This is a genomic window from Paraburkholderia piptadeniae, assembly GCF_900007165.1.
Classification (GTDB): domain Bacteria; phylum Pseudomonadota; class Gammaproteobacteria; order Burkholderiales; family Burkholderiaceae; genus Paraburkholderia; species Paraburkholderia piptadeniae.
Map to the genome: position 1 here is coordinate 61,667 of NZ_CYGY02000068.1, position 23,897 is coordinate 85,563.

The 23,897-nt window shown below is 60.1% G+C and carries 20 protein-coding genes and 1 pseudogene; 9 read left to right on the top strand and 12 right to left on the bottom strand.

The genetic code is table 11. The features are described 5' to 3' along the window. Nucleotides 1–16: 16 nt before the first annotated feature. Genes BN2476_RS32880 through BN2476_RS32890 form a run of 3 tightly spaced genes read right to left on the bottom strand, consistent with a single transcriptional unit; the run spans nt 17 to nt 3,636 of the window. On the bottom strand, nt 17–1,294 hold the full coding sequence (locus BN2476_RS32880) for an aromatic ring-hydroxylating dioxygenase subunit alpha (RefSeq protein ID WP_087738369.1): 1,278 nt from the start codon (nt 1,292–1,294) through the stop codon (nt 17–19). Between the two features lie 48 nt (nt 1,295–1,342). Continuing rightward, on the bottom strand, nt 1,343–2,830 hold the full coding sequence (locus tag BN2476_RS32885; RefSeq protein WP_218274565.1) for an MmgE/PrpD family protein: 1,488 nt from the start codon (nt 2,828–2,830) through the stop codon (nt 1,343–1,345). 5 nt (nt 2,831–2,835) lie between these two features. Further along, a complete protein-coding gene (locus BN2476_RS32890) occupies nt 2,836–3,636 on the bottom strand; it encodes an HpcH/HpaI aldolase family protein (protein WP_087738371.1) in 801 nt (266 codons plus the stop codon). A gap of 277 nt (nt 3,637–3,913) precedes the next feature. Between BN2476_RS32890 and BN2476_RS32895 the strand changes: the two genes are divergently transcribed. Continuing rightward, entirely contained in the window at nt 3,914–4,861 is a 948-nt protein-coding gene (locus tag BN2476_RS32895; RefSeq protein ID WP_087738484.1) for a LysR substrate-binding domain-containing protein, read from the top strand. Nucleotides 4,862–5,029: 168 nt separating this feature from the next. Here BN2476_RS32895 and BN2476_RS32900 read toward each other — a convergent pair whose 3' ends face one another. Continuing rightward, nucleotides 5,030–5,749, bottom strand: a complete 720-nt coding sequence (locus BN2476_RS32900; RefSeq protein ID WP_087738372.1) for an SDR family NAD(P)-dependent oxidoreductase — start codon at nt 5,747–5,749, stop codon at nt 5,030–5,032. Between the two features lie 554 nt (nt 5,750–6,303). Between BN2476_RS32900 and BN2476_RS32910 the strand changes: the two genes are divergently transcribed. Together BN2476_RS32910 and BN2476_RS32915 are read left to right on the top strand one after the other, a co-directional pair. Further along, nucleotides 6,304–7,287, top strand: a complete 984-nt coding sequence (locus BN2476_RS32910; RefSeq protein WP_087738485.1) for a D-2-hydroxyacid dehydrogenase — start codon at nt 6,304–6,306, stop codon at nt 7,285–7,287. A gap of 369 nt (nt 7,288–7,656) precedes the next feature. After that, a complete protein-coding gene (locus tag BN2476_RS32915; protein WP_087738374.1) occupies nt 7,657–8,841 on the top strand; it encodes a glycerate kinase in 1,185 nt (394 codons plus the stop codon). A 108-nt stretch (nt 8,842–8,949) separates the two neighbouring features. Here the strand turns inward: BN2476_RS32915 and BN2476_RS32920 are convergent. Next, nucleotides 8,950–9,327 (bottom strand): annotated as a pseudogene (locus BN2476_RS32920) (class II aldolase/adducin family protein); the annotation flags it as partial. Between BN2476_RS32920 and BN2476_RS49780 the strand changes: the two are divergent. Continuing rightward, nucleotides 9,306–9,512: an FCD domain-containing protein gene (locus BN2476_RS49780; RefSeq protein ID WP_087738375.1), complete on the top strand. Its 207-nt coding sequence runs from the start codon at nt 9,306–9,308 to the stop codon at nt 9,510–9,512. The pseudogene BN2476_RS32920 and the gene BN2476_RS49780 overlap by 22 nt on opposite strands. Before the next feature lie 95 nt (nt 9,513–9,607). Here BN2476_RS49780 and BN2476_RS32930 read toward each other — a convergent pair whose 3' ends face one another. The 4 genes from BN2476_RS32930 to BN2476_RS32945 all read right to left on the bottom strand — a co-directional run bounded on the left by BN2476_RS32930 (nt 9,608) and on the right by BN2476_RS32945 (nt 15,111). Further along, entirely contained in the window at nt 9,608–11,233 is a 1,626-nt protein-coding gene (locus tag BN2476_RS32930) for an APC family permease (protein ID WP_087738376.1), read from the bottom strand. Nucleotides 11,234–11,344: 111 nt separating this feature from the next. Beyond that, the gene (locus tag BN2476_RS32935) at nt 11,345–12,574 is read right to left on the bottom strand and encodes a diaminopropionate ammonia-lyase (RefSeq protein ID WP_087738377.1); all 1,230 of its coding nucleotides are present in this window, start codon (nt 12,572–12,574) and stop codon (nt 11,345–11,347) included. Between the two features lie 49 nt (nt 12,575–12,623). After that, the gene (locus BN2476_RS32940; protein WP_087738378.1) at nt 12,624–13,880 is read right to left on the bottom strand and encodes a Zn-dependent hydrolase; all 1,257 of its coding nucleotides are present in this window, start codon (nt 13,878–13,880) and stop codon (nt 12,624–12,626) included. Nucleotides 13,881–13,947: 67 nt separating this feature from the next. Beyond that, nucleotides 13,948–15,111, bottom strand: a complete 1,164-nt coding sequence (locus tag BN2476_RS32945; RefSeq protein ID WP_087738379.1) for a M20 aminoacylase family protein — start codon at nt 15,109–15,111, stop codon at nt 13,948–13,950. 221 nt (nt 15,112–15,332) lie between these two features. On the opposite strand from BN2476_RS32945, the gene BN2476_RS32950 reads away from it, so the two are divergent. Next, on the top strand, nt 15,333–15,830 hold the full coding sequence (locus BN2476_RS32950) for an Lrp/AsnC family transcriptional regulator (RefSeq protein WP_087738380.1): 498 nt from the start codon (nt 15,333–15,335) through the stop codon (nt 15,828–15,830). Here BN2476_RS32950 and BN2476_RS32955 read toward each other — a convergent pair. The 3 genes from BN2476_RS32955 to BN2476_RS32965 form a co-directional block, all read right to left on the bottom strand. After that, nucleotides 15,816–16,952, bottom strand: a complete 1,137-nt coding sequence (locus BN2476_RS32955; RefSeq protein ID WP_087738487.1) for a branched-chain amino acid ABC transporter substrate-binding protein — start codon at nt 16,950–16,952, stop codon at nt 15,816–15,818. The genes BN2476_RS32950 and BN2476_RS32955 overlap by 15 nt on opposite strands. A 568-nt stretch (nt 16,953–17,520) precedes the next feature. Further along, nucleotides 17,521–18,648: an isocitrate/isopropylmalate dehydrogenase family protein gene (locus BN2476_RS32960; protein ID WP_087738381.1), complete on the bottom strand. Its 1,128-nt coding sequence runs from the start codon at nt 18,646–18,648 to the stop codon at nt 17,521–17,523. Between the two features lie 40 nt (nt 18,649–18,688). After that, nucleotides 18,689–19,393 carry a GntR family transcriptional regulator gene (locus tag BN2476_RS32965; protein WP_235851067.1) on the bottom strand — a complete coding sequence of 235 codons (705 nt, stop codon included), beginning with the start codon at nt 19,391–19,393 and terminating at the stop codon, nt 18,689–18,691. Between the two features lie 136 nt (nt 19,394–19,529). Here BN2476_RS32965 and BN2476_RS32970 point away from each other — a divergent pair, with 136 nt between their 5' ends. From BN2476_RS32970 to BN2476_RS32985, 4 genes are all read left to right on the top strand, one after another. Next, nucleotides 19,530–19,787: a permease gene (locus BN2476_RS32970; RefSeq protein WP_087738382.1), complete on the top strand. Its 258-nt coding sequence runs from the start codon at nt 19,530–19,532 to the stop codon at nt 19,785–19,787. 451 nt (nt 19,788–20,238) lie between these two features. Beyond that, a complete protein-coding gene (locus BN2476_RS32975) occupies nt 20,239–21,429 on the top strand; it encodes a glycerate kinase (protein ID WP_087738489.1) in 1,191 nt (396 codons plus the stop codon). Between the two features lie 125 nt (nt 21,430–21,554). After that, on the top strand, nt 21,555–22,538 hold the full coding sequence (locus BN2476_RS32980) for a D-2-hydroxyacid dehydrogenase (protein ID WP_087738383.1): 984 nt from the start codon (nt 21,555–21,557) through the stop codon (nt 22,536–22,538). Between the two features lie 343 nt (nt 22,539–22,881). After that, nucleotides 22,882–23,889 carry an SMP-30/gluconolactonase/LRE family protein gene (locus BN2476_RS32985; RefSeq protein ID WP_087738384.1) on the top strand — a complete coding sequence of 336 codons (1,008 nt, stop codon included), beginning with the start codon at nt 22,882–22,884 and terminating at the stop codon, nt 23,887–23,889. Nucleotides 23,890–23,897: the final 8 nt, after the last annotated feature.

Below are 23,897 nucleotides of genomic sequence, written 5' to 3' on the forward strand. Positions count from 1 at the left end.
TGGCCATTACGGGGGGCTACACCGCGACGTGCGCTTCGCCGGGTCTCACCAACGTTGCGTCGGCTGCCTTTTCGCGGAAATTACCGTTCACCTCCAACAGGAACGATGCCGAACGCTGTTGCTGATGCGCCCGATCAATGCCCGGCAGCGGCTTGTCGCCGGTGAGCCCACGCGCTGCCTTGAGCAGACGTTGACGCGCCATCAGGATTGCGTTATCCGTCGAAACGAGGTTTTCCCTGGTGCGGTCCGCGATCGGCCCCATGCTCTCCTGCAGCGACGCGTCCTGGATGGCAAGGCCCTTGATGCCGCTGTAGTAGCGCCCGGACTTCTGCCCCGCCCGATCCATCAGATAGTCATTGTCCCGGTTTGCCACCGGGCGGAAGGTGCCCGGGATCAGTTCGCAATGCACCCCGCGGCCGCTTTCCATCGCCGAAAGCTCGTCGGCTGACAACGGACGTTGCGGATGGAACGTCATGGTCCATGCGATGCAGTTGTTGTCGTCGATCGGGACCCATGCATGCCCGTTCAACGCATGACCTCCACCATACGGCGGAATGAGCGTGTACCACGGCATGATCCATTGCGTGAGCCGCCAGTAGTTCACACCGGGTTCTGCGTCCCGGCGCGCGCCGATCACGAGCCCGCCAGGCGATTCAAGGATGTCGAACACCGTGTTGGTCGAACGGGCGTATTTCGCGCCTTGCGTGTTGCGGTGAAGGGGATCCGTATCCAGCTCCCCGCGATGCAGGAACGACACGTGGCTCGAATCGATCCCGCCTTCCATCGCCTGCAGGTAATTGCACTCCTGGAAGCGCTTCGAGAGGTATCGATGTGAGTCAGGCAGTTCCACCCATTCAAATGCCGGCAGTGGCGGCTGTTTGTCCGGCGGCCCCATGTACGTCCAGATGATCCCGCCCATTTCAACGCACGGATACGACGTGAGCTTGATCTTGTCGCAGTAGCCGGTGTTCGCTTCGGACGGAACTTCAACGCACTGGCCATTCACATCGTATTTCCAGCCGTGATACGGACAGCGAATCCCGTGCTCCTCATTTCGGCCGAACCACAACGAGACGCCCCGATGCGCACAGAATTCTCCGATCAGCCCGATCTTCCCGTCGGTATCCCGAAAGGCGAGCAACTTCTCGGAGAGCAGGCCGACGCGCACAGGTGGGCAGTCCGGCTCGGGCAGTTCTGTCGCGAGCAGCGCGGGAATCCAGTAGCGGCGAAACAGGTCGCCCATTTCGGTACCGGGGCCCGTGCGAGTCAGCGTTTCATTTTGCTGAGAGTTCATTTAGCTATCCCTCTATCAAGAATGCAGATCATGACGGCGCCGCGTGCTTCAGCTCTCCGCCAGTTCTTCGCCTTGCACCGGCGTGTCGATCGGTGCATCGAAAGCGAGGAGCTCGGTCAGGCTGCGCGTGTTCGTCAGCGTATCGAGGGAGAACAGCTGATCAGTCAGACGTTCAATGCGCTCCTCGCCGCCCCACGGCGCTGCGTTCTCGCGCAGTTTCGCTTCGAGGTCGGCATCGATGAACGGATTCTTGGGATGCCCAGGGAACGGTCGGGCCTCGCCCTTGATCACGTGACCATCGTTCAGCTCGATTTCGACTCGCGACAGATAGCCTGCCTCGGCACGCTTGAGTTTGCCGCCAGCGAGACTGCCCAGTTCCGGCGCCGGTTCGACGGTGACCTTGTCGCGCAGAAATGCCTGACGCGACGGCTGAAGAACGCGTTCCGGATCGAAGCTCTCCGTGCGGATGAAACCGTCCAGCACCGCGGCCGTCACGATGTAAGGCAGCGAATGATCGGCCGTCTCGCGCGAGATGGGCTGGAAGGGGTTTTCCCGGATCTTCACGAGGTGTTCGTACGCGCCTTCCTCGGCAAACAGGCGCAGCTGTTTGATTTGCGACAGATCCTTGATCTGGGCGCGGGCCGCGAGCGATGCCTGGATCGCGCTCTGCGCGACCGAGCCAACCGGCCAGCGCTTCATGTAGGTTTCTGCCACGCGGCTCAGCGGCTTTTCGGGATTGAGCAACTGAAGCAGTTCGGGAATGGTGTCTTCCTTCAGTGCCAGCTTGCCGATGAAGCCGTACTTGCCGACAAACGGCCGCACCGCGCCTTCTACGCCAACCGACGCGAGCAGACATGCCTGGAGTGCGTTACGCACCGCGTCACTGCCGTTGAAGCGCTTCCACATCGTCAGGTCACCGCGCGCATTCAGATCGCCCGACTCAATCTCATCACTGGCGAGGTGCGGGACCACCGTCATGGCGAGCGCTTCGCGGATCTGGGGGGCGTCGAGCTTCAACACCGTGGCGATTGCGGAGGCTGCACCGATCGACGTGAGATTGGTGTAGTCCCAGCCACCGGGGTAAGTCGAAAAACTGTCGAACATGGCGGCGACGATTTCGTAGCCGACTGCGATCGCCGAAAGCAGTTCCTTGCCGCTTGCGCCAGCCCATTCGGCGGCAGCGATGACCCCACCGATCATGTCGCTCGGGTGTCCGCTGTTGCGCTTGCCCACGAAAAAGTCGTTGTAGTCGTAGCTGCGCAGCAATACACCGTTCGTCAGTGCGGCCAGCTCGGGCGTTGTGCGCTGCAGCGTGCCCCAGATAACCGAACCGCCTTCCTTCATCGGGAAGCGGTACGCATGGCGCCTGGCCCGTTGGGCCGCCGGATGGCCGAGCGCACCCAGCGAGACCGCCAGTGAATCGACCAGCACGCTCTTTGCGGCATGGGAGGTACGAGCGTCCAGTGCTTTCGGCACGCGAGCTACATAGTTGGCGATCGAGTCGGCCACCACGTCACGATATTTGTCGTTTGCCATTTCCATTATGCGTATCCCCGCTCCTTGACGTTATCTGCGCTCGCACCCTGGCGAGCAGCAGCGACTTCCCGATCCATTGCGGACGGGATCAGATTCGAATCCTTGGCGAAAGTGACGAAGCCGAAGCCGCGCTCCGCATACTTGCGTGCAGACTTGCCCGATCCGCACTGGATGCCGGCGACCACGCCGTGCCGCTGACAGGCCTTCAGAATCTTTTCAACTGCCGCGACGTGTTCCGGCTCCTCCTTGTCGAGGTTGGGCGGCAGACCGAGACCGAGGGCGAGATCTGCCGGACCGACGTAGATGCCGTCGAGGCCGGGCGTGCTGGCGATCTCGTCGATCCGTTCGACGGCTTCGCGGGTTTCGACCATCACGAAGCACAGCACGCCGTCACCCACCACCGAAATATCGCGCGTGTCCATGACCATCGATGCGCGAACCGGGCCGAACGATCGAATGCCCTTTGGTGCATAGCGGCATGCCGCCACCGCGGCCGCTGCTTCTTCGCCGTTGTTCACCATCGGAACCACGACGCCCTGCGCTCCCGCGTCAAGGGCCTTTCCAATGATCCACGGCACGTTGGCGGGCACGCGCGTGACCGGAACCACGCCACGCCCCTCGATCGCACGCAGCATCGCGACCATGTCGGCGTACTCGACCAGACCATGCTGCTGGTCGATGCAGACATAGTCCACGCCCGGGACGCACATCAACTCCGCGCCGAAGGCACAGGGCAGCGCAGCCCATCCGCCAAACACAGGCTCTCCTCTTGCCCAGTGCTCCTTTAATACGCTTGCTGAACTCATCGTGTTTTCCCTCGCATCCAGAGAGTCGGTGAGCGGTTAAGATCAACCGCACGGGGGAAACTTTGGTCTTGAAAAAATGTTTCGTCTAATACCGATTCGATGCGCTACTTATCCGAATTGCCTATAAGAATGAGGCGTCCTGGCAGCGTTTTGTCGCCTGGTGCTGTCGCACCGGCAGCGATCACCGATAAATTTTGTCGGGTGTATGCTGCACGCCAGCAGTGTGGCCACCGTCAAAGCCCCTGCCGAGGAAGCAGGCCCATCGCACGGAGCTAACATGGAGTTGCGTCACTTTCGCTATTTCGTCGCAGTCGCTGAAGAGCTGAGCTTCACCAAAGCCGCCCGTCGCCTCCACATCAGCCAGCCCCCCCTGAGTCAGCACATCCAGGATCTCGAACGCGAACTCGGCGCTGTCCTGTTTGATCGCAACCGCGGTCATGTCTCCCTGACGGAAGCGGGTTCACTGTTCCTGGCTGAAGCCAGGATCGTGCTTGGCCAGGCCGCCCACGCAGTGGACGTGGCAAAGCGTGCGGGACGAGGTGAAGTCGGTGTATTGCGCGTTGGTTTTACGGCGACGGCACCGTTCACACGCCAGTTTTCCAGGGTGGTCCAGGCCTATCGGCGCCAACTGCCCCATGTGCGCCTTGCATTGAAGTTCTCGACGACGGAACCGATTCTTGAGGCGTTGCGAATGTCCGAGCTTGATATCGGACTGATCAGACCGCCCACAGGCGCTGTGCTGCCAGACAACATCACCAGGATTCCGGTGCTGCGCGACCGCTTGATGGTTGCGCTGCATGCGAGCCATCCTCTTGCGCAATCGGGTGGACCTGTAGCTATCCTGGATCTCGCAGATGAGCCTTTCGTACTTCGTCCGGACGGTGTGGGCGCGGGCTTTTATGAGCAGGTCTACACGCTTTGCAACGACGCAGGTTTCACCCCTCATGTCGAGCAGGAGGCCAACGAAGCGGCAACCATCCTGGGGCTCATTGCGGCGGGCCTGGGTGTCACGATTCTCCCCGCGTCGCTGCAAGCGATCGCCGTCAATGATGTCGTATGGCGCGAACTTGTCACGAGTGGCGACACGATCAGCGTCCTGTATCTCGTTTTCCGATCAGACGAAGGCAACACTTTCCAGCGTTCCTGCTTTGTCGAGCTTATGCAGGAGTTCAGCGAAACATGTCAGGACGCTGCCCGCAGGCAAACGATCGAAGCAAAGGTGTGAGGCGCGCCGTCCGCACGAGGTCTGCCCAAGGCAAAGCCTCTTCCGGCGATCTGACTCGTCGCATCCGTTTGCTGTTCGTCGCGCCGACGAAAAACATCAACGTTTCGACATCCGCGATTTTGTGAACGGCAGGCACGTCTGCCTGCTCCTCAAGGTCGCGGCCCCGGCTCAGTCCATAAAGCGACCGCCGGAGAGATTGAGTGTCTCTCCCGTCACGTAACCGGCATTCGTGGAAGCGAGAAAGAGCACAGCATGCGCCGCTTCCTCCGAGCGTCCAGGGCGGCCCACTGGAATACCCTTGATTGCTTCCGCGCCGTTTCGCATCGACGCGATCTGCACATCGAACAGCGCTGTGGCAAGCACGTTCACAGTGACGCCGGTGGGGGCGAGTTCGGCAGCCAGGCTGCGTGAAAATGTGACCAGGCCGCCCTTAGCTGCCGCGAAGGGCGCAACGTGTTTATGTACGCCCGTTTTTCCCGACATCGAGATAAAGGACATGATCCGACCGAACCCTCGCGGCACCATGCGGCGTGCGGCCTCCTGCGCACAGAGGATCGGCGCTATCAGTTCCTGCTCAACAACCCGGCGATAGTCCTTCGCCGTGAAGTCGAGCGCATTGCCCGAGGTGATGGGCGGCGCTACGTTCACCAGCACGTCGACCGGGCCATTCGTAGTCTCGCATTGATCGAAAAAACGGACGATAGAAGAGGTGTCGCTCGGGTCGATGTCGAATTCCACCGCACCCGCCAGTGCCGCTGCAGCGCGGTTGTGACTCGCGATGTTGCCGACCGCCACCCTTGCGCCCTGTTCCACGAATGCTTTGACTACGGCGGGTCCCGTCCCTGCATGAGCTCCGATAACCGCAACGGATGTTCCTTCGAATTCCATAATATTCCTTCCTGGTCTTGATGATGAGTCGAGGAAAAGATACCGTTGCGCAAGCCGGAGTTCGCAACGCCGACATGCATCGTACGTGTTTTCATTCGATCACTCAAATTTTCATAACGGTGTTATGATCCGTGAAATCACGGATCATCGCCGCATCGGTTGTGGTCAGAATCACGCTGAAAGGAACTGCGTCTGCCCCGCCAGTCCGGTCGAAGACTCGAAACGGCCGGGGCGCGTATGACGCGGACACTCTCAGCAGATCGCTGCGAAGAAACCTGCGCCCGTTCGGATTACATGGGCGCCTGAACGGAAGGCGATTCGACTGACCGCCCAGAAACGGAGCCTGACGCTTCACCAACCGTCTGATCGACAGCGAGAAATGAAGGTCTCGCATTGACACAGGCCTTCGCGGTAGTTGCGATTGATTTGCAAACCAACGTCAGGAAGAAGAGCACATCGAGTGAATCGGGTGCACTCCTCTGGGACCAGTATCAGCACCACTGCCACGGATCGTCGTGGCTGTGGCCAGTGAAGGCAACAAACAGGAACTCACGATGTCGTCTACCACATCCCCGTTGAAGGTCGTGTTCCTCGATCGCGCAACGATTCCGCCATCCATCGCGCTGAAGGAACTCCCGTTCGCGCATGACTTGCAGGTGTTCGACAGAACCTCATCTGACGAGGTCGGTGAAAGAATTCGCGACGCCGACGTGGTGATCACGAACAAGGTGAAGCTGACGCAAGCTGATCTGTCCTGGGCGAACCGCCTGAAGCTTGTCGCAATCGCGGCCACCGGCACAGACAACGTCGACCTGGGGGTCTGTGGCGACCGCGACATCGCTGTCTGCAATGTGCGCAACTACGCAACCCACACCGTTCCGGAGCACACTTTTGCCCTGATCTTCGCATTGCGCCGCAGCCTGGCCGCCTATCGCGATGCTGTGCGTGCCGGGCGGTGGGCGGAGTCAGGGCAGTTCTGTTTTTTTGACTTTCCGATCCGGGACCTCGCCGGCTCGACTATCGGGATTGTGGGTGACGGCGCACTCGGCACCGCGACGGCGGACATCGCGCGGGCACTGGGGCTGCGTGTTCTTTTTTCTGCCTACAAGGGCCGCACCGACATGGGTCCGCTGTATACGCCCTTCGAGCGCATTCTGCAGGAATCGGACATCATTACATTGCACTGCCCGCTGACGGACGCGACCCGCGATCTCATTTCGGATACCGAATTCGCACAGATGAAGCGCAAGCCGATCCTGGTGAATACTGCGCGTGGCGGTCTCGTCAACGAGCAGGCGCTGGTTCGGGCCTTGATATCGAACCAGATTTCAGGTGCGGGTTTCGACGTTCTCACGCAAGAGCCGCTTCGCAACGATCATCCGTTCAATTCGGTCCTGGACCACCCCGGGTTCATTCTCACGCCCCACGTTGCGTGGGCAAGCGAAGAGGCCATCCAGACCTTATCGGATCAGCTGATCGACAACATCGCCGCCTTCATGCAAGGCACACCGCGGAATCTGGTCACACGGACTTCATGATCGCTGCTCCGATGGTTTCATGATCGTTCAGCGAGCTGTTTTCCGGGGCGTTCGAGAGCGCTTCGGACCATGTGAGGCTGACATGGTTGACCGCACCCACGGTGCGGTTTTTTTTCGTGGAAAAGGGGCAATGGGGCAATGGCGGGAAGAGCGCGGCGGCGTCAACGCGATGTCGGACGAAACGGCTGCAGGGTATCGGCTTCGTCCACATCGGCATAACGACGTAAGTGCGCTCTTGCCACCTTGCGCTCGAAGCACAGCATCCGCCAAAGCACGCTGTCGGCGACGGCCGTTTCCTGCATCTTGCGTGGGTGACTCGCGAACACGGTCCAGACAGCTGATGGAAACATACATTAAAGGACTCAACCTATGCACGCCGGTTCCGCTTACGCCACCAGAGTGAAAATTGTCCTCACACCCGACTCGTTCAAAGGGTCGCTCAGTGCCAGGGAAGTCGCCCGCGCGATGACCTCTGGAATCCGCCGCGTGTTACCCGATGCAAACATCGTAGAGCTTCCGATTGCTGATGGGGGCGAAGGCACGATCGATGCGCTGGTCGGCACGGGAGGCCGTCAGTATCCGGTACCCGTTCGATCTGCCTCGGGCACGCCGGCGATGGCTCCTGTTGCAATCCTCGAAGACGGGACGGGCGTTCTCGAGGTGGCAGCGATCGTTGGCATCACCGATCCGGCCGGTATGAGTGTGCCCCTGAAAAACCGTACGACACGAGGCGTGGGTGACGGCATTCGGGCCCTGCTCGACAGGGGTGTCAAGCGAATCTACATCGGACTGGGTGGCAGCAGCACCTCGGATGGCGGAGCGGGAATGATCGAGGCGTTGGGAGCACGCTTGGTCGATGCCAACGGTCATCCCGTCGCCCCTGAACCCGGACAACTCGATCGCGTACACGACGTGGATCTTTCGGGACTCGATGTCCGGCTTGCGCAAACCGAAATCATCCTTCTGTGCGACGTTCGCAACCCACTCGCCGGTCGAAACGGTGCCGCAGCGATCTTCGGCGCACAGAAAGGGGGAAGCCCCGACCAGCTCCGTGAAATCGATGCGGCTGTCTCCCATTACGCGAAAGCGATGGAGCAGGCCTTCAATGCAAACGCGGCCACCCTTGAAGGCGCCGGCGCTGCTGGGGGACTGGGGTTTGCACTTTTGCTCCTCGGCGCTTCCGCAAGAAACGGCGCTACCGTCGTTCTGGGCGCGCAAGACTTTGATCGTGTCATCAGCAACGCAGACTGGCATATCACCGGAGAAGGACGCTCGGATCTTCAATCGATATGCGGCAAGGCACCGTTGATCGCGGCCCTGCGCGCAAGCAAAGCCGGCGTTCCCACAACGCTCATCTCCGGAAGCGTCGATCCCGATGCTATGCATGAACTTGCACACAGGTTCGCAGGCTGCTTTTCGGTTACACCAGGTCCTGTATCACTGGATGTCGCGATAAGGAACGCCGCAGATTTCGTTGCCCATGCGACCGAGCAGTTGACCCGGTTAAGGTTCGCTCAGACGCCCAGGTCGGCTACAGCGGACAGGCAGCCCTAAACTGCCCGATGTACGCGCAACGCTTCCGCCCATCCGGACAGTGGTTCGCGGTCCCTCGCCGACAGAAATGAAACTCCTCGATGGTACCGGGCGTCATGCAAGCCGCCGTCACCATTTCGCGCCGAAAGTCGCGCGAAGTTCCTCGATCTGGGCGTCGCCAAGCGGTTCGGGACGCGGTGTCGTCATCAGACAGAGGCGTGCGGTTTCCTCAAGTTCCTCAAGCGCCCACGCCGCCTGCGAAACGCTAGCACCCCATACCATCGGCCCGAGGCGTTCCAGTAGCACACCGCGGACCTCGTTTGCCAGGGCGCGAACCCGCTCCGCAACACGCTGGTCTCCAAGTTTGCAGTATGGAATGAGCGGTATGTAGCCTACTTTCATCACGTAATACGGCGTGATCGCTGGCAAGACGTGCTGCTCACGCCACACTCCCGAAAGCGTCAGGGCAACAAGATTCGTGGAATGTGTATGGACTACGCCATGGATCGACGGATTCCCTACGCGCGCACGACGCTGATCAGACAGCCCACGCGGCACATAAAAAGATCTACGACGCGGTGGCGGCTAGAGATCCAGATCGGGCCGAACGGGCGATGCTGGAACACCTTGGGCATGTCGAGGCGTTCTATTGGCAGGAAGCGACCGGGGACGACCCGGCGCAGCCGCTATAACGGACGCCTTTTAACCGGCGCAACATGAAGCGATGACCAAACGCTGCGACAACCAGACATAGAGGGGCCTCCCCAGACCCCCATCGCCTTGCTTGCTAGCCAGCCTTCTCGAGAACTGTCTGCGCAAACTCATCGGGCGACTCCGCGGCCGCGTCGGTCACCCGTTCATCCAGGTAGCGCGTACGCTGTCCGCTTCTGACGCCCCAGTAATAGAAGACAAGGGAGAGTGCGACGACGCAGGCGAGGTCTGCCCCGTCCGGGACAATTCCCAGACCTCCAAAGTCCCGTCCGCCAAGAAGCGAGAGTCCCGCCATTGCCGGCAGATACAGGAGCATCCACCAGGCAGACCTCATTTCGGACCGGAAGCTTGCCCATCCGCTCCTGGACTGGTAATAGAAGTAGATCGGCAAAGCCGCAATGACCAGAAGGATAATCTGTCCTGTCAGCGGCCAGCAGGCCCAGTAAAGGACCAGCGAGGCGCAGACAAACGCGAACGGTGCAACCAGTGACATGCCTGGAAGCCGCAGCGGCCTCGGCAGATCGACGGCATGCTTGCGAAGTGCCATCAGACTGACGGGCCCGGTCAGGAAAGAGATGACGGTGGCGACCGAGATCACCGCCGCAAGGGTACCCCAGCCCCGGAAGAAAAACATGAAGACGAACGATATGGCCAGGTTGAACCACATGGCGGCCCGGGGCACGCCATAGATCGGGTGCACCGTGCCAAAGATACCCGGCATGGTCCCGTTGCGCTGCATCGCGTAGATCATGCGAGCCGTCGTTGCCGTGTAGATGGTCCCGGTTCCCGACGGACTAACGAATGCATCCACGTATAGCAGGACTGCGAGCCAGTTCAGGTTCAGGGCGATGGCCAGCTCGGCGAATGGTGACGAGAAATTCAACCCGTGCCATCCCGACGCGATGCGGGAGGGGCTTACGGCACCGATAAACGCAACCTGAAGCAGAACATAGATGACCAGTGCAAGCAGAATTGAACCGATCAAGGCAAATGGAATACTCTTCGACGGGTTTCGCGCCTCACCTGCCAGGCTGACGGGGCTTTGAAATCCGTTGAAGCTGAACACGATACCGCTCGTTGCAACCGCTGTCAGAATTGACGACCATCCGTACGGGGCGAACTGCCCATTGGCGCCGAACGCGAAGTTATCCTGATGAAAGCCCGACCAGATCAGGCTCGCAATCGTCGCAGCGGGAACGAGGAACTTGAATATCGTGATGGCAGTGTTCGTCTTGACGAACAGTTTCACGCCCCAGTAGTTCAACACGAAATAAACCACGACGAGCAGTGCGCTGATCAACAGTCCACTCGTTGTGAGATCCTCTCCGACCATCAACGCGCGCGTCCAGGAATAGGGCCATGAGGCCATGTACTGAACAGATGCGATGGCCTCGATCGGAATGACCGACACAATCGAGATCCAGTTCGCCCATGCAGCAATAAAGCCTACAAGCGAGCCATGCGAATAGCGGGCATAACGAACCATACCGCCCGATTCGGGAAACGTCGTGCCGAGTTCCGCATAGGTAAGCGCAATCGCCAGGACGACGACGGCTCCGATCACCCACGCGAGAATTGCGGCGGGCCCGGCGATCTTCGACGCATGCCAGGCCCCGAATAACCAGCCCGATCCAATGATGGAGCCCAGGCCTGTAAACAGCAACGCAACGGGACCGATAGTTCGGTTAACGTGTTCCTTCATTTTGTCTCCTTGTATTGTGGCGCAGGGCGATGTCTCGTCCCTGCGGCACTTTTATCTGCGACGACAATGACTGCCCCGATCGTGCTTCCGGCCACGATGGGCGCACGTCACTCACACCGTCGCCCTGGCACTCCAGGCCAGTTGACGCTCGAGAACAGATTCGGCGGTTTCGCCGACAAGCTCCCGGTAGGTCGCGGGCGCAGTCGCACCCTCCGTGTTGATGACCAGCACTCGCGAAGTGTGGTCGAGCCCGACCTTGTGAGCGAGGTTCGGGTCCTCCAGCAGGACGTTGAGGCCGGCAAGACCTGCTGCCCCAGACTCGCCAGCAATGACTGGCACATCCGTCTCGCTCCCCGATGCCAGTACACGCATTGCCTGGACGGCGTCATCATCGGTGATCGTCATGAAGTCATCCGCACCGGGCTGCAGAAACTTCCACGCGAGTGGTGACGTCTCGCCGCAAGCCAACCCCGCCATCACCGAATCGACGGATCCCGTCGCACGCGAAGGGCGGCCAGCCAATGCGCTCTGATAGAGACAGTCAGCCTGTTGCGGCTCGACCACGATGAATCGTGGGCGGTTTATGCCATGGAACTCCCAGAAATAACTGAGCAGCCCGGCAGCGAGTCCGCCGACGCCGCCCTGCAGAAACACGTGCGTGAAAGCCGGCTTCTGCGGATGGCGATCGCTCTGCTCGACGATCTCCGCTGCAATCGTGCCGTACCCTTGCATGACATCGCGCGGGATTTCTTCGTATCCGTCATAAGACGTGTCAGAGACAACATGCCATCCGTTCACGGAGGCAAGCCTCGCGGCTTCAGCGACCGACTCATCGTAATTGCCAGTGATGCGTACGATTTCGGCACCGTACTGCGCAATCGCCTCTTCGCGTTCCACGCTGACATTCGCATGCAGTACGATCACACAACGGCACCCGAGGGTTTGCGCGGCCGCGGCCAGTCCTTTACCGTGATTGCCGTCTGTCGCGCTGACGACCGTAAAATGGGTCAACAGGTCGCGGTAACGTCCTTCAAACAGGCCGCGCGCATCCAGTCCATGATCGGGCCATAACCTCAGGATCAGACGGACGAGCGCGATCGGCGCGCCCAACGCCTTGAAGCTTCCGAGGACGGACCGTGCGGACTCGTCCTTGACGCTGAGCGTGCCAATGTTCAGTTGCTTCGCCAGTCCTGGCAGGTCGCGCAGCGGAGTCGCTTCAGTTGAAATCTTGTCCCAGCGGGTAAGCCAGGCGCGGCTTTCCTCAGCCTTCTCGATACTCAGGATGTGCTGCAAGTCAGGGGAATACGGAGCGCGCGTTGCGCGCGGGTTTGCTACCAACATAGCCGTTGCACTCCAGAAAGACGATATGAATTGGCGGGAAGTGGTGTGTTCACTTCGTTGAAAGACGGTTCAGCACCACATCCAGCAGGACATTGGCGCCGTCGATGAGCTGCCCTTCGTCAGTGTGTTCGCGCGGGTTGTGGCTGATACCGCCGCGGCTTGGTACAAATATCATCGCGGCGGGCGCCATTCGCGCAATCATCTGCGCGTCATGCCCCGCCCCGGACGTCATCCGGCGATGAGTGAAGCCCAGGCGCGCCGACGATGCTTCAATGGCATCCGCGAGGCCTGCATCGAACACAACGGGCTCGAACCGGACCAGGCGCTCAGTCGTGATCTTCACGCCTTCCTTTACCGCGACCTGCTCCAGAAATTCGGCGAGGCGGCGTTCGGCATCCTGGAGGCGCTGCTCGTCCGGATCGCGCAGATCGACGGTGAACACCGCCTTGCGCGGGATCACGTTGATGACGTTCGGTTCAATGCGGAACATGCCGATCGTGGCAAGCGTCGTCCCCGTCGCGACGGCCAGCTCTCGCAGGAAGGTCGAGACGGCAGCAGCCACCCAGCCGGCGTCGTGACGCAGACGGGTCGGTGTCGTACCGGCGTGATTGGCATTTCCCTGGACGGTAACCTGCTGCCAGGAAATCCCCTGGAGATTCTCAACCACACCGATGCGGACGTTTTCCGCTTCAAGAACCGGTCCCTGCTCGATGTGCAGCTCGAGATATTCGTGCGGGACGATCGAGCCTGGCTCCAGGTCACCTGCATAGCCAATACGCTCGAGTTCGTCGCCGAGACGGGTGCCATCAATCCCTACGGTGTTCAACGCCGCGTCCACCGCCAGGCCACCAGCGTAGACGAGCGAACCCATCATGTCGGGTTGATAGCGGATACCTTCTTCATTGGTAAATGCGCCAATCGTGATCGAACGCTGCGGTTTAACGTCAGCCCGACGGAACGCGCGAACAACCGCGAGACCGGCGAGCACACCATAACAACCATCGAGCGCACCGGCGTTCTTCACCGTATCAATGTGGGAACCCATCATGAGGGGTCGCTCGGTACCATCGTCCGACTCGGAACGGAGCGTGCCAAAAATATTGCCAATACGGTCAATCCTGACGTCAAGGTGCAGTTCGCGCATCCATTTGACGACCAGGTCACGCCCCGCCCGCTCGTCATCTGTGAGTGCAATGCGGGTGCGTCCGCCCACTTCGTGATCGGTGCCGAGTTCGCCAAGCTGTTGCAGTTGCTCAATCAGTAACTTGCCGTCGAGCGTCAGGGATGGAGGTACAAAAGTGTTCATTTGCTTCTCTTTGTCACAGAGGGATAGCGGTAAATTCAGACAGGGGAACTCATGAATGTCACCAGTGTTAACTGGCAGGCAGTTCGAGCCTGGCAATCTCAGCGAAATAGCGCGCGCCCGTTGCCAATATGTCGTCGTTAAAATCGTAAGCTGCGTTGTGAAGGGGAATGCCGCCCTCTTCCGCTGATTCGCCATTGCCGATGAAGATAAAGTTGCCGGGAACAGCTTGCAGAAATGCGCCGAAATCCTCCGAGATCATCATCGGCTGGACGTTGGCGTCGACGCTCGAGGGACCCGCGACATTGCTAGCGGCGCGCACTGCAACGGCAAGGAACTGCTCGGAGTTGACGGTTGGCGCAAATTCGTGCGTGTATTCGAAGGTGCACTCTGCACCGTGCGTCCGGCAAATTCCTTCGCTCACCTCCCGCATGCGCGTCTCCAGCATCGTCTGAACCTCGCGCGAGTAACTGCGGGTGTCGCCCCTGATGGTGACGTTCGACGGGATCACGTTTCTGATCCCATCGGTGATGAATTCCGTACACGAGATCACGGCCTGCAGGCTCGGATCGAGATTGCGCGAAACGATGGTCTGAAGGGCAAGAACAATCTGTGACGCGATCACGATCGGATCGACACCCATGTGCGGACGTGCAGCGTGCGTACCGCGCGCCTTGACGTGGATAACAAAGTTGTCTTCGCTGGCCATGATGCCGCCCGCGCGCGTTGCAAACGTGCCCGCGCGCATCCCCGGCATGTTGTGCGCACCAAAGATGGCATCGACGGGAAATCGCTCGAACAGCCCATCAGCCATCATCGCCTTCGCGCCGCGGCCATGCTCCTCGGCCGGCTGGAAGATAAAGCGTACTGTGCCGTCAAAGTCGCGGCGTTCGGCAAGAAGCCTGGCTGCGCCCAGGATCATCGACATATGGCCGTCGTGCCCGCATGCATGCATCTTTCCCGCAGTGCGCGAGATGTGCGTCCGGCCCGGCGCATTCTCCGCGATATTCAGTGCGTCCATATCGGCGCGCAGCCCGATCGCCCGCTTGCCGTCACCGACACTCAGACTGGCCACAAGGCCGGTTCCGCCGATACCCCGGTGCACCTCAAGGCCCAGAGCCTGAAGTACTGTTGCGATGTAGTCGGAGGTATGGATTTCCTCGAAGCCCGTCTCGGGGTTCTGATGCAGATATCGACGCCAGCTCTTCAACTGATCTTGCAGCGTGCTTTCCATGTGGGACGTCCTTGCGTATGAAGTACAGTGCGGAGCGCTGGCGCCAACGGCCCGGAATCCGCGCGCCGTCGGCTTCGGCCCGGTAGACCCGGTTACCTATGCCCAGAGGCAACGCAGCTCGGGATTGATGAAATCATATTGTTTGAGAAGGTAGAAATAGTCTCGAAAATCGGCGGGATTATGCAAAAATATCTCCGTTTCGAACTACTGATCGCAACATCATGACAATGAGCCTGGATGACTTCGACCTCAAGCTGCTGATGGAAGTCCAGCGTGATGCGCAGACTCCGCAGAACGAACTCGGCGCACGGGTCAATCTGTCCACCGCGGCGGTCAATCGAAGGCTGCGGCGGCTTTCCGATGAAGGGGTGATTCATCATTACAGCGCGGTCGTCGCGCCCGAAAAAGTGGGCTTCGCACTTACCATCATCGCGATGGTGGAGGTCGAGAGCGAGCAGATTGACCTGCTCGACTCGACGAAGCGCACCTTCGCCCAATGTCCGCAGATTCAGCAGTGCTACTACGTAGCGGGCGAATCAGACTTTGTGCTGATCCTGACGGTGCGCAACATGGACGAATACACAGCCCTCACGCGGCAGCTGTTTTTTTCCAACAACAACGTCAAGCGTTTCAAGACGCTGGTTAGCATGAGCCGCGTGAAGGTGGGCCTGGACGTGCCGGTAGGCCCGAACGACCCGGCGACGCTACCGGACCACTGACTTGTCAGCCCAGGTGCCCGGTTCAAACTGGCGAACCGTGATTGCTCCGTTGCGGATGTCGCCCTTCTCGTCGAACTGGATGGGACCGGTTACTCCATCTACCCTTGTCGCGCGAAGCCTCGGAAGATACGCCTTCGGATCAGTCGACCCGGCAGCCTGCATCGCGCTTGCCATCGCAATGACCGCGTCGTAGGCGTACGGGGCATAAAGCTGCACCGGCACGCCAAAGCGCTGCTGATAGCGTTTGAAAAATTCCGGCCCCTCCGGCATCTTCGCCGGCGGCACGCCTGCCAGCGTGCAGTAGACATCGTTACTCATCGAGGAACCGGCCAGCTTGATGAACTGCGGCGTACAGGCCTCGTCGCCCGCAACGAGCTTCACCTTCAGTCCGAGCTTTTGCGCCTGCTGAACGAACGTCGCCGCCTGGGTGTCTCCGCCAGTAAAAGCGATGCCTTCCGGCTGACGACTCTTGATGGTCGTGAGTATGGCCATCCAGTTCGTCGTTTTGTCAGTGCCATACTCCCGTGCGACGACACTGCCTCCCGTCGCCTTGACGGCCTTCTCGACCTCGTCAGCAAGTCCCTGGCCATAGGCTGTACGGTCGTCGACAATCGCGACTTTCCGCGCGCCGAGGTCGCGCACGAGGTAGCTACCGATAACGGAGCCCTGCCTGACATCGTTTGCGACCATACGGAAAACGTTCGTGAAGCCTTGCTGCGTGAGCTTCGGGTTGGTTGCAGACTCCGTGATCATGGGTACGCCAGCGTCCGAATAGATCTTCGATGCGGGAATGGATGTGCCCGAGTTGGCGTGCCCGACGACCCCCGATACGCCATCATCGATCAGCTTCTGAGCGACGGTCACGGCAGTTTTCGGGTCAGCTGCGTCGTCCTGTGAGTCGAGGACAAAGGTAACGCGCTGACCGCCGATCTGGATCTTGCGCTGGTTCAGGTCTTCGATCGCAAGCCGTACTCCGTTTTCATCGTCCTTGCCGATGTGCGACAGCTCGCCCGTTAGCGGTGAAACCTGCCCGATTTTGACTGTGAGGTCCGCCCGGGCCATGAGCGGTTGGATGGCAAGCGCCAGTAGCGCGAGCCATTGAACTGACCGAGATAGTTGCATGATCGTCCGCACGATAGAGTGACTGGTGTCCGAATCGACGGACCCGCCGATTCGCGAGGCATTGCACAACTGCATTGCCTTCGACAAGCGTAGTCGCGAGCGGCAATAGCCAATATCGTCAACGAGCCGTGTTCTGCAAATTTCGATCGAAAAAGAGAGGCTTTGCGATAATTAGTATCGGTGTGTCGGTTCTGGCAATGGCCCGGCCAAACAGCCGCGGCAATGTCCCGTGAAAGAAGGGGCGGGTACAGTCCGAGATTGGAGAAAAGATGCAGACATGCCTGGATGATCCTGCGAAGCATGCGCCCCGGCGCAGCAGGTGTCCGCGGACACGGATCCTTCAACCGACGTGAACGCGCCAGATCGACAGCGGTAAACCTGCCGCGGCCGGCCCGCAAATGGCCGCGAACGGTCTCCCGGCATGTCGCCGCTAACAGGTGGTCGGGAACCATGGTGAAGCACTTTGCCAGGCACCGAGCAAAGCGCCTGGCGTCTGCCCCGTTATGCCAGCGAGAGCGCGTCAGGATAGCCCGTTCGGCGACCAGCTACCCGTCAGGAGCGGCTCGCGTCAGACCTCGATCAACTGCCTGGCAGCCTCCGGAAGTGCTGCGATCACGGCTTCTGTCATTGCCTTTGTACCGGCCGTTCCGCCGTATTCCATTGGCCGGATCGCTCCCCTGGCGAGAACCATTTCGAGGGCAGTCTCGATCATGCGCGCCCGACGCGCCAGATCCGGTTGATCGTGCCGGTCTGCAAGCCAGTCGAGCATCATTGCGCCCGACAGGAACATGGCGCCAGGGTTGGCCTTGTCCAAACCGGCAATGTCGGGCGCCGTTCCATGTGCTGGCTGAAACAGGCCATGCTCGTCACCGACGTCTGCGGATGGCGCCATTCCCATTCCGCCGATGAGCCCTGCTGCAAGATCGGAGAGGATGTCGCCAAACATGTTTTCGGTTACCAGAACGTCCAGCGTCCACGGCTTGTTGACCATCGTCAATGCCATCGCATCGACATACGCATGATCGGAGCGGACACCGCTGTACTGCTTAGCGACACTATCGAAGACCTCGCGAAAGAACGCCATCGACGTGAAGACGTTTGCCTTGTCAACACAGGTGACGCGTGCTTCCTTTCCACGACGCTTCTGACGGACTTGAGCAAGCTCAAACGCAAACCGGCTTACGCGTTCGGTGCCCGGTCGACTGATCTTCATCGTATCGAACGCTTCACCCGCGTCAGTCACTTCCCCGCGGCCACGCGCATAGAACAGACCCTCCGTCTGTTCGCGCACCAACACGAAGTCGATCGCTCTCGCTTTCTCATTGGAGAGTACCTGGGGAAGTCCGGCGAACCACCGGATCGGTCGAACACCCGCGTACAGGTCCAGTTCCATCCGCAGGTCGAGCTGCGGAATGGGTTCCGTGCCATCGGGGTAACGGACGTCCGGCCATCCCATCGCGCCAAACAGCACTGCATGGGCATTACGCGCCGCGTCGAGCGTTCTTGCCGGCAAAGCCTCACCCCCTTTCGCATAGTGCTGTGCCCCAGCGTCGTAAGTGGTCAGCTTGAGGACGGGCCCCCTGTCCTGCTTCTGGGCCGCGTCGAGGAGCGCGACACAGGACTGGGTTACTTCGACGCCGATGCCATCGCCGGGCAGAACGGCAATCTCGAATACCGATGGGCTCACTTCAGACATGTCTCCGATCCTTCGTTGAATAGGGTGGGTTCAATACCGACTACAGTGAACTGAGTCCCGACCGCTGCAGCAGCCCCAGGAGCTCCTCTTTCGCCCGCTCACGGTGAGCGCGTTGTATGGCACCGGCTTTGCCGACGTCGCCCTTTAGCAACGCCGAAACCAGAGCCTGATGTTCCTTTGTGGAGTGGACGGGTTTAGGGCGAATGCGCAGGGTGACCATCCTCGCCCTGTGCGCCCGGTCCCAGAAATTGAGCACCACGGCGCGAAGCATCTCGTTGCCACAGAGTTCAAGCAGATGGGTGTGGAAGCGCTCGTCTGCGATGGCCCATGCGTCGAGATCGTCGCGCTTGAGGGCCTCGTCCATCGCCTGCGTGGCGAGCATGAGCGGCTGCAGCTGCTCGCGCGTCAGGCCACGTGCGGCGACCAGCTCTGCGGCGGTCGCTTCCAGTGAAGTGAGGATCTGGTAAATCTGCTGCATGTCGTCAGGCGAGACTGGAAGCACCCGCATTCCGTGACGGGGCATGACCTTTATCAGTCCGTCCTGCTGAAGCCTCATTAAGGCCTCCCGCACGGGGGTGCGGCTCATACCCAGTTCCTCCGAGACGTCGGCCTCGGTCGCCTGGAAACCGGCAGGCCAGACGTTGTCCAGGATCCTGCGTTTCATGACCACATACGCTGTAGCGCTCATCTTCCCTGCGAGCGCGTCTGTCTCGGCCAATCTGGACATTGTGTTCGTCGGCGCCATCTGGCTTTCCTCTTGCCCGTCTAGGTGAAAATCAGTACGAATATGATATCGCATGCAACAACGTATACGCTAACATATTTTTAAGATTGCTGACCCGGGTGGACCTGTAGCCCGACAAAACAGGAGACATGGCGGCATGGATACAAGCGTAGGCAAAGCCACGCTGGGACGCGTGACGACGGTCCTCGTACCGTTTCTGATGTTTTGCTACCTGGTATCGTTTATCGATCGCGTCAACGTAGGCTTCGCCGCCTTGCAGATGAATCGGGATATCGGCATCAGTCCTTCCGTCTTCGGACTTGGCTCAGGCCTTTTCTTCCTCAGCTATTTTTTATTTGAGGTACTGGCAGCGAAAGCTGCGGATGTGGGATTGGAATTCGCGACGGGATCGTAGATTTGCTGGTACACCATTGTCTCCGTTGCCCGGACGGGCTTATATGCTTGAGACGAATGTACGCAACCACAGCTGCTCACATGAAATACTTTCTTTGACTACGGGATATTGACCATTCCTATATCGGGGGAAAAGCGCATCCTGCTCCGTCCAGCTCCTGTGCTAAACACCGTCGTTGTATGTGACGTGCCTCGCTGAACGGGAAAGGGTTGTTGACGTTCTTTCAATTATCAAAACACGCGTCAACGTTGAAGATAGCAACGCACAGGCCGGTACTGCGGCGCCCCCCAGTGTCATCCTCGCCAGCGTATATAGAAGACTGACGCCCGGGAACGAAGTGCGCGACGCGTGTGGCGGCGCACTTCGCCGCCTGCCTGGCCCCCTGGATTATGCAGTGTCCCGATACGCATGCAGTCGGTGCGAACGGGACGAACGCAGAATGATTAAGACTATGGACCTGACCCGTTGTACGCCTAGCGAAGCCCTGGAATCGGATCGACCAAGGATTGTCCTTACTCCCGATTCGTTCAAAGGATCGCTAAGCGCACCAGACGTCGCGCGCTCGATGTCGATTGGCATCCGACGCGTACTTCCGGGCGCAGACATTGTTGAACTACCCATTGCAGACGGTGGAGAAGGAACCATCGACGCCTTGCTCAGTGCCGGCGGTATCGAACACCAGGTGACCGTACGTTCAGCCCGGGGAGTTAGCAAGTCAGCGCGCATCGCTGTCCTCCCGGACGGTACGGGCGTGGTAGAGATTGCGGAAATCGTCGGAATTACAGATGGCGATGGGATGGCCGTATCGCTTGGCGAGCGTACGACGCTCGGCGTCGGCGACGCGATCCTTGCCCTTCTGGACATGGGTGTCAACCGGATCCATGTCGGCCTGGGTGGCAGCAGCACCTCAGACGCTGGCGCGGGAATGCTTGTCGCGTTGGGCGTGAGCCTCACGGATTTCCAGGGGAACGTTGTTGAGCCTTTGCCGGACCGACTCGGCCGCGTCGCCCACGTCGACGTCTCAGGACTGGACTCCCGGCTGGACGGGACCGAGATCATCCTGCTTTGTGACGTCGACAATCCTCTGACCGGCCCCAACGGGGCAGCTGCAATCTTCGGCGCCCAGAAAGGCGGAACACCGGAACAGCTCGCCACGATTGACGATGCGATATCCCGCTACGCGAATCTGCTGGAACGGTCGATCGGTATCAGCGCCGCCCAGAAACACGGCGCCGGCGCTGCCGGTGGGCTCGGCTTCGCCCTTCTTCTGTTGGGCGCGTCCGCCAAAAACGGTGCGACTGTAGTCCTTGAAGCGCAGCAGTTCGGTGAAGCATTGTGCGGCGCCGACTGGCACCTCACCGGAGAGGGCCGGTCTGATCTTCAATCGCTGCGCGGCAAGGCACCCGCCATTGCGGCGATGCTAGCCTCCGATGCCGGCGTCCCCTCCACGTTGATCTCGGGCAGCATTGACCCCGATGCATTGCCGGCGCTAGCCCAGCGGTTTGCCGGATGCTTCTCGATTGCGCCCGGGCCGGTGTCCCTCGAGTTCGCTATCGAGAATGCCGCGGTCTTTATAGCGAACACAACGGAGCAGGCTACCCGCCTGCGGTTCACCGGATGTCGCCACATGTCACGGTCATGAGACGCGACTTTCCATCCGAGACACACGTCTTGACGATCCGTCAACCAACTCTCGTTCCGGCTACGTCAAACTAGCGGGATACTTTCCATACGCAGCTCCCGCAAGGACAGCAGCAAGGGACTCACATGTCAGATTCGTCATCCCCCATCAAGATTGTCTTCCTTGACCGCGCGACGATTCCTCCGTCCACCCGGTTGAAGGAGCTTCCCTTCCCTCACGAACTGCTGGTCTTTGAAAAGACCGCCGCAAACGAAGTCGCAGATAGAATTCGCTCTGCAGACATCGTCATCACCAACAAGGTGAAACTGAGCAAGGAGGATCTCGCAGGTGCAGCGAGTCTCAAGCTCATCGCGATTGCTGCGACCGGCACGGACAATGTCGACCTGGCCGTATGCGCCGAGCGGAAAATCGCTGTCTGTAACGTCCGCAACTACGCGACCCACACTGTCCCGGAGCACACATTCGCCCTGATCTTCGCATTGCGTCGCAGTCTCGCGGCTTACCGCGATGCCGTACGTGCCGGGCGGTGGGCCGAATCCGGCCAGTTCTGCTTTTTTGACTTTCCGATTCGTGACCTCGCCGGCTCGACCATCGGGATCGTGGGCGACGGCGCGCTCGGCACTGCTACAGCAAACATCGCGCGCGCGTTAGGCCTGCGTGTTCTCTTCTCGGCCTACAAGGGCCGCACCGACATGGGCCCCCTTTACACGCCCTTCGAGGAGGTTCTGCAGGAATCCGACATCATCACGCTGCATTGTCCGCTCACCGGCTCGACTCGCAACCTCATCGCCGATGCCGAGTTCGCGCTTATGAAACGCAAGCCGATCCTGGTGAACACCGCACGCGGCGGCCTCGTCGATGAGCAGGCGCTCGTCCGGGCCTTGAAATCGAACCAGATTTCAGGGGCGGGGTTCGACGTTGTCACCGAGGAGCCGCTGCGTCGCGACCACCCGTTCGCCACGATCCTGGATCATCCAGGCTTCATCCTCACACCACATGTTGCGTGGGCAAGTGAGGAGGCCATCCAGACGCTCGCGGACCAGCTGGTGGACAACGTCGCAGCATTCGTGCAGGGCACGCCGCGGAACATTGTCGCGCGCACCGCGTAGCCCCTGACTTTTTTCCTGGTCGTCGGACTGGACATTTTTTGCCAGGGTGTGTGAGAGCGCCTGGGCCCATGTGAGGCTGACATGGTTGACCGCACCGAAGGTGCGGTTTTTTTTACCGCCCTACCGCCCCACAGGCCACGCCGGCGCATCTTCCGTCGACTGTGGCAGTGCACACCGCGCCGCCCGAAGCCGCCGGACGTGCGCTGCCCCATCCTCCGAAGCAAGGCGGGTGCACCCTTTCCACGCCGGCAAGGGTGCTTGAAAAAACTGCGATTATCAGCGGCCGTGTTCTATCTCAAGATATGCATACAGGCTTTCCGCCAGCATAAAGAGGACATGGTCAATGATGCCCTATCCCGTCCCAGGAGACTTTCGTGTTCCCTATGACGACCTTCACGTTGTCGCGCGCAATCTCGTGCGACCCGAATGCGTACTTGCATTCGACGACGGCTCCCTGATCGCCGCCCACGGTAGCGGCGGATACTCACTGGTCAGTTCGACCGGGGACGTGACGCACTACGTCGAACGTACGGGTGGCGACAGGCGCTATGTGCCTAACGGCATCGCGCTTGCCCCCGATGGGCGGGTGCTCTTCGCCGACCTCGGAAGCAGGTACGGCGGTATTTTCTCGATCGACCGCCAGGGTGGGCTGGCCACCGTAGTCGATGCGATCGACGGCGTTGCCTTGCCGCCCAGCAATTTCGTGATGGTCGACGAGCATGACCTGCTGTGGCTCACGGTCAGCACGCGAAACGTACCGCGCAGCAGGTCGTGGAATCACAAGGTGCGAGATGGTTTCATTGCCGTCATAGGTCGCAACGATTCACGGATACTTGCGGATGACCTCGGCTACACCAACGAAATCGCATTCACGGCCGACAGGCGCTGGGTCTACGTGAATGAAACGTACGCCCAGCGTATCAGCCGTTTCCCTTTGAACGGAACAGCAGACCAGCCTCAACTGGGGCCACGCGAAACCGTTGCGCAACTGTATGGCGCAGATCTGCCCGATGGACTGGCTTTTGATTCTCACGGCGGGCTCTGGGTGACTTGCATCGCAAGCAACAAGGTGCTCCTCGTGCGCCCGGACGGCGACGTGCAAACAGTGGTAGACGACGGCGACCCCGTTCACATCGAGCGAATTACCAAAGGCGTTCGCGACGGAACGCTCGAACATGCGGACATGCAAACGCCCGGCAACTCACGGCTGGGCAACGTCTCGAGCATTGCTTTCGGCGGTCCGGACATGTGCACGGCCTATCTCGGCTGCCTTCTTGACGACTGCATTCGCAGTTTCCGCTCACCCGTACCGGGGTTACCACTTCCGCACCGGAACCGCCGCATCCGATAACACATTCC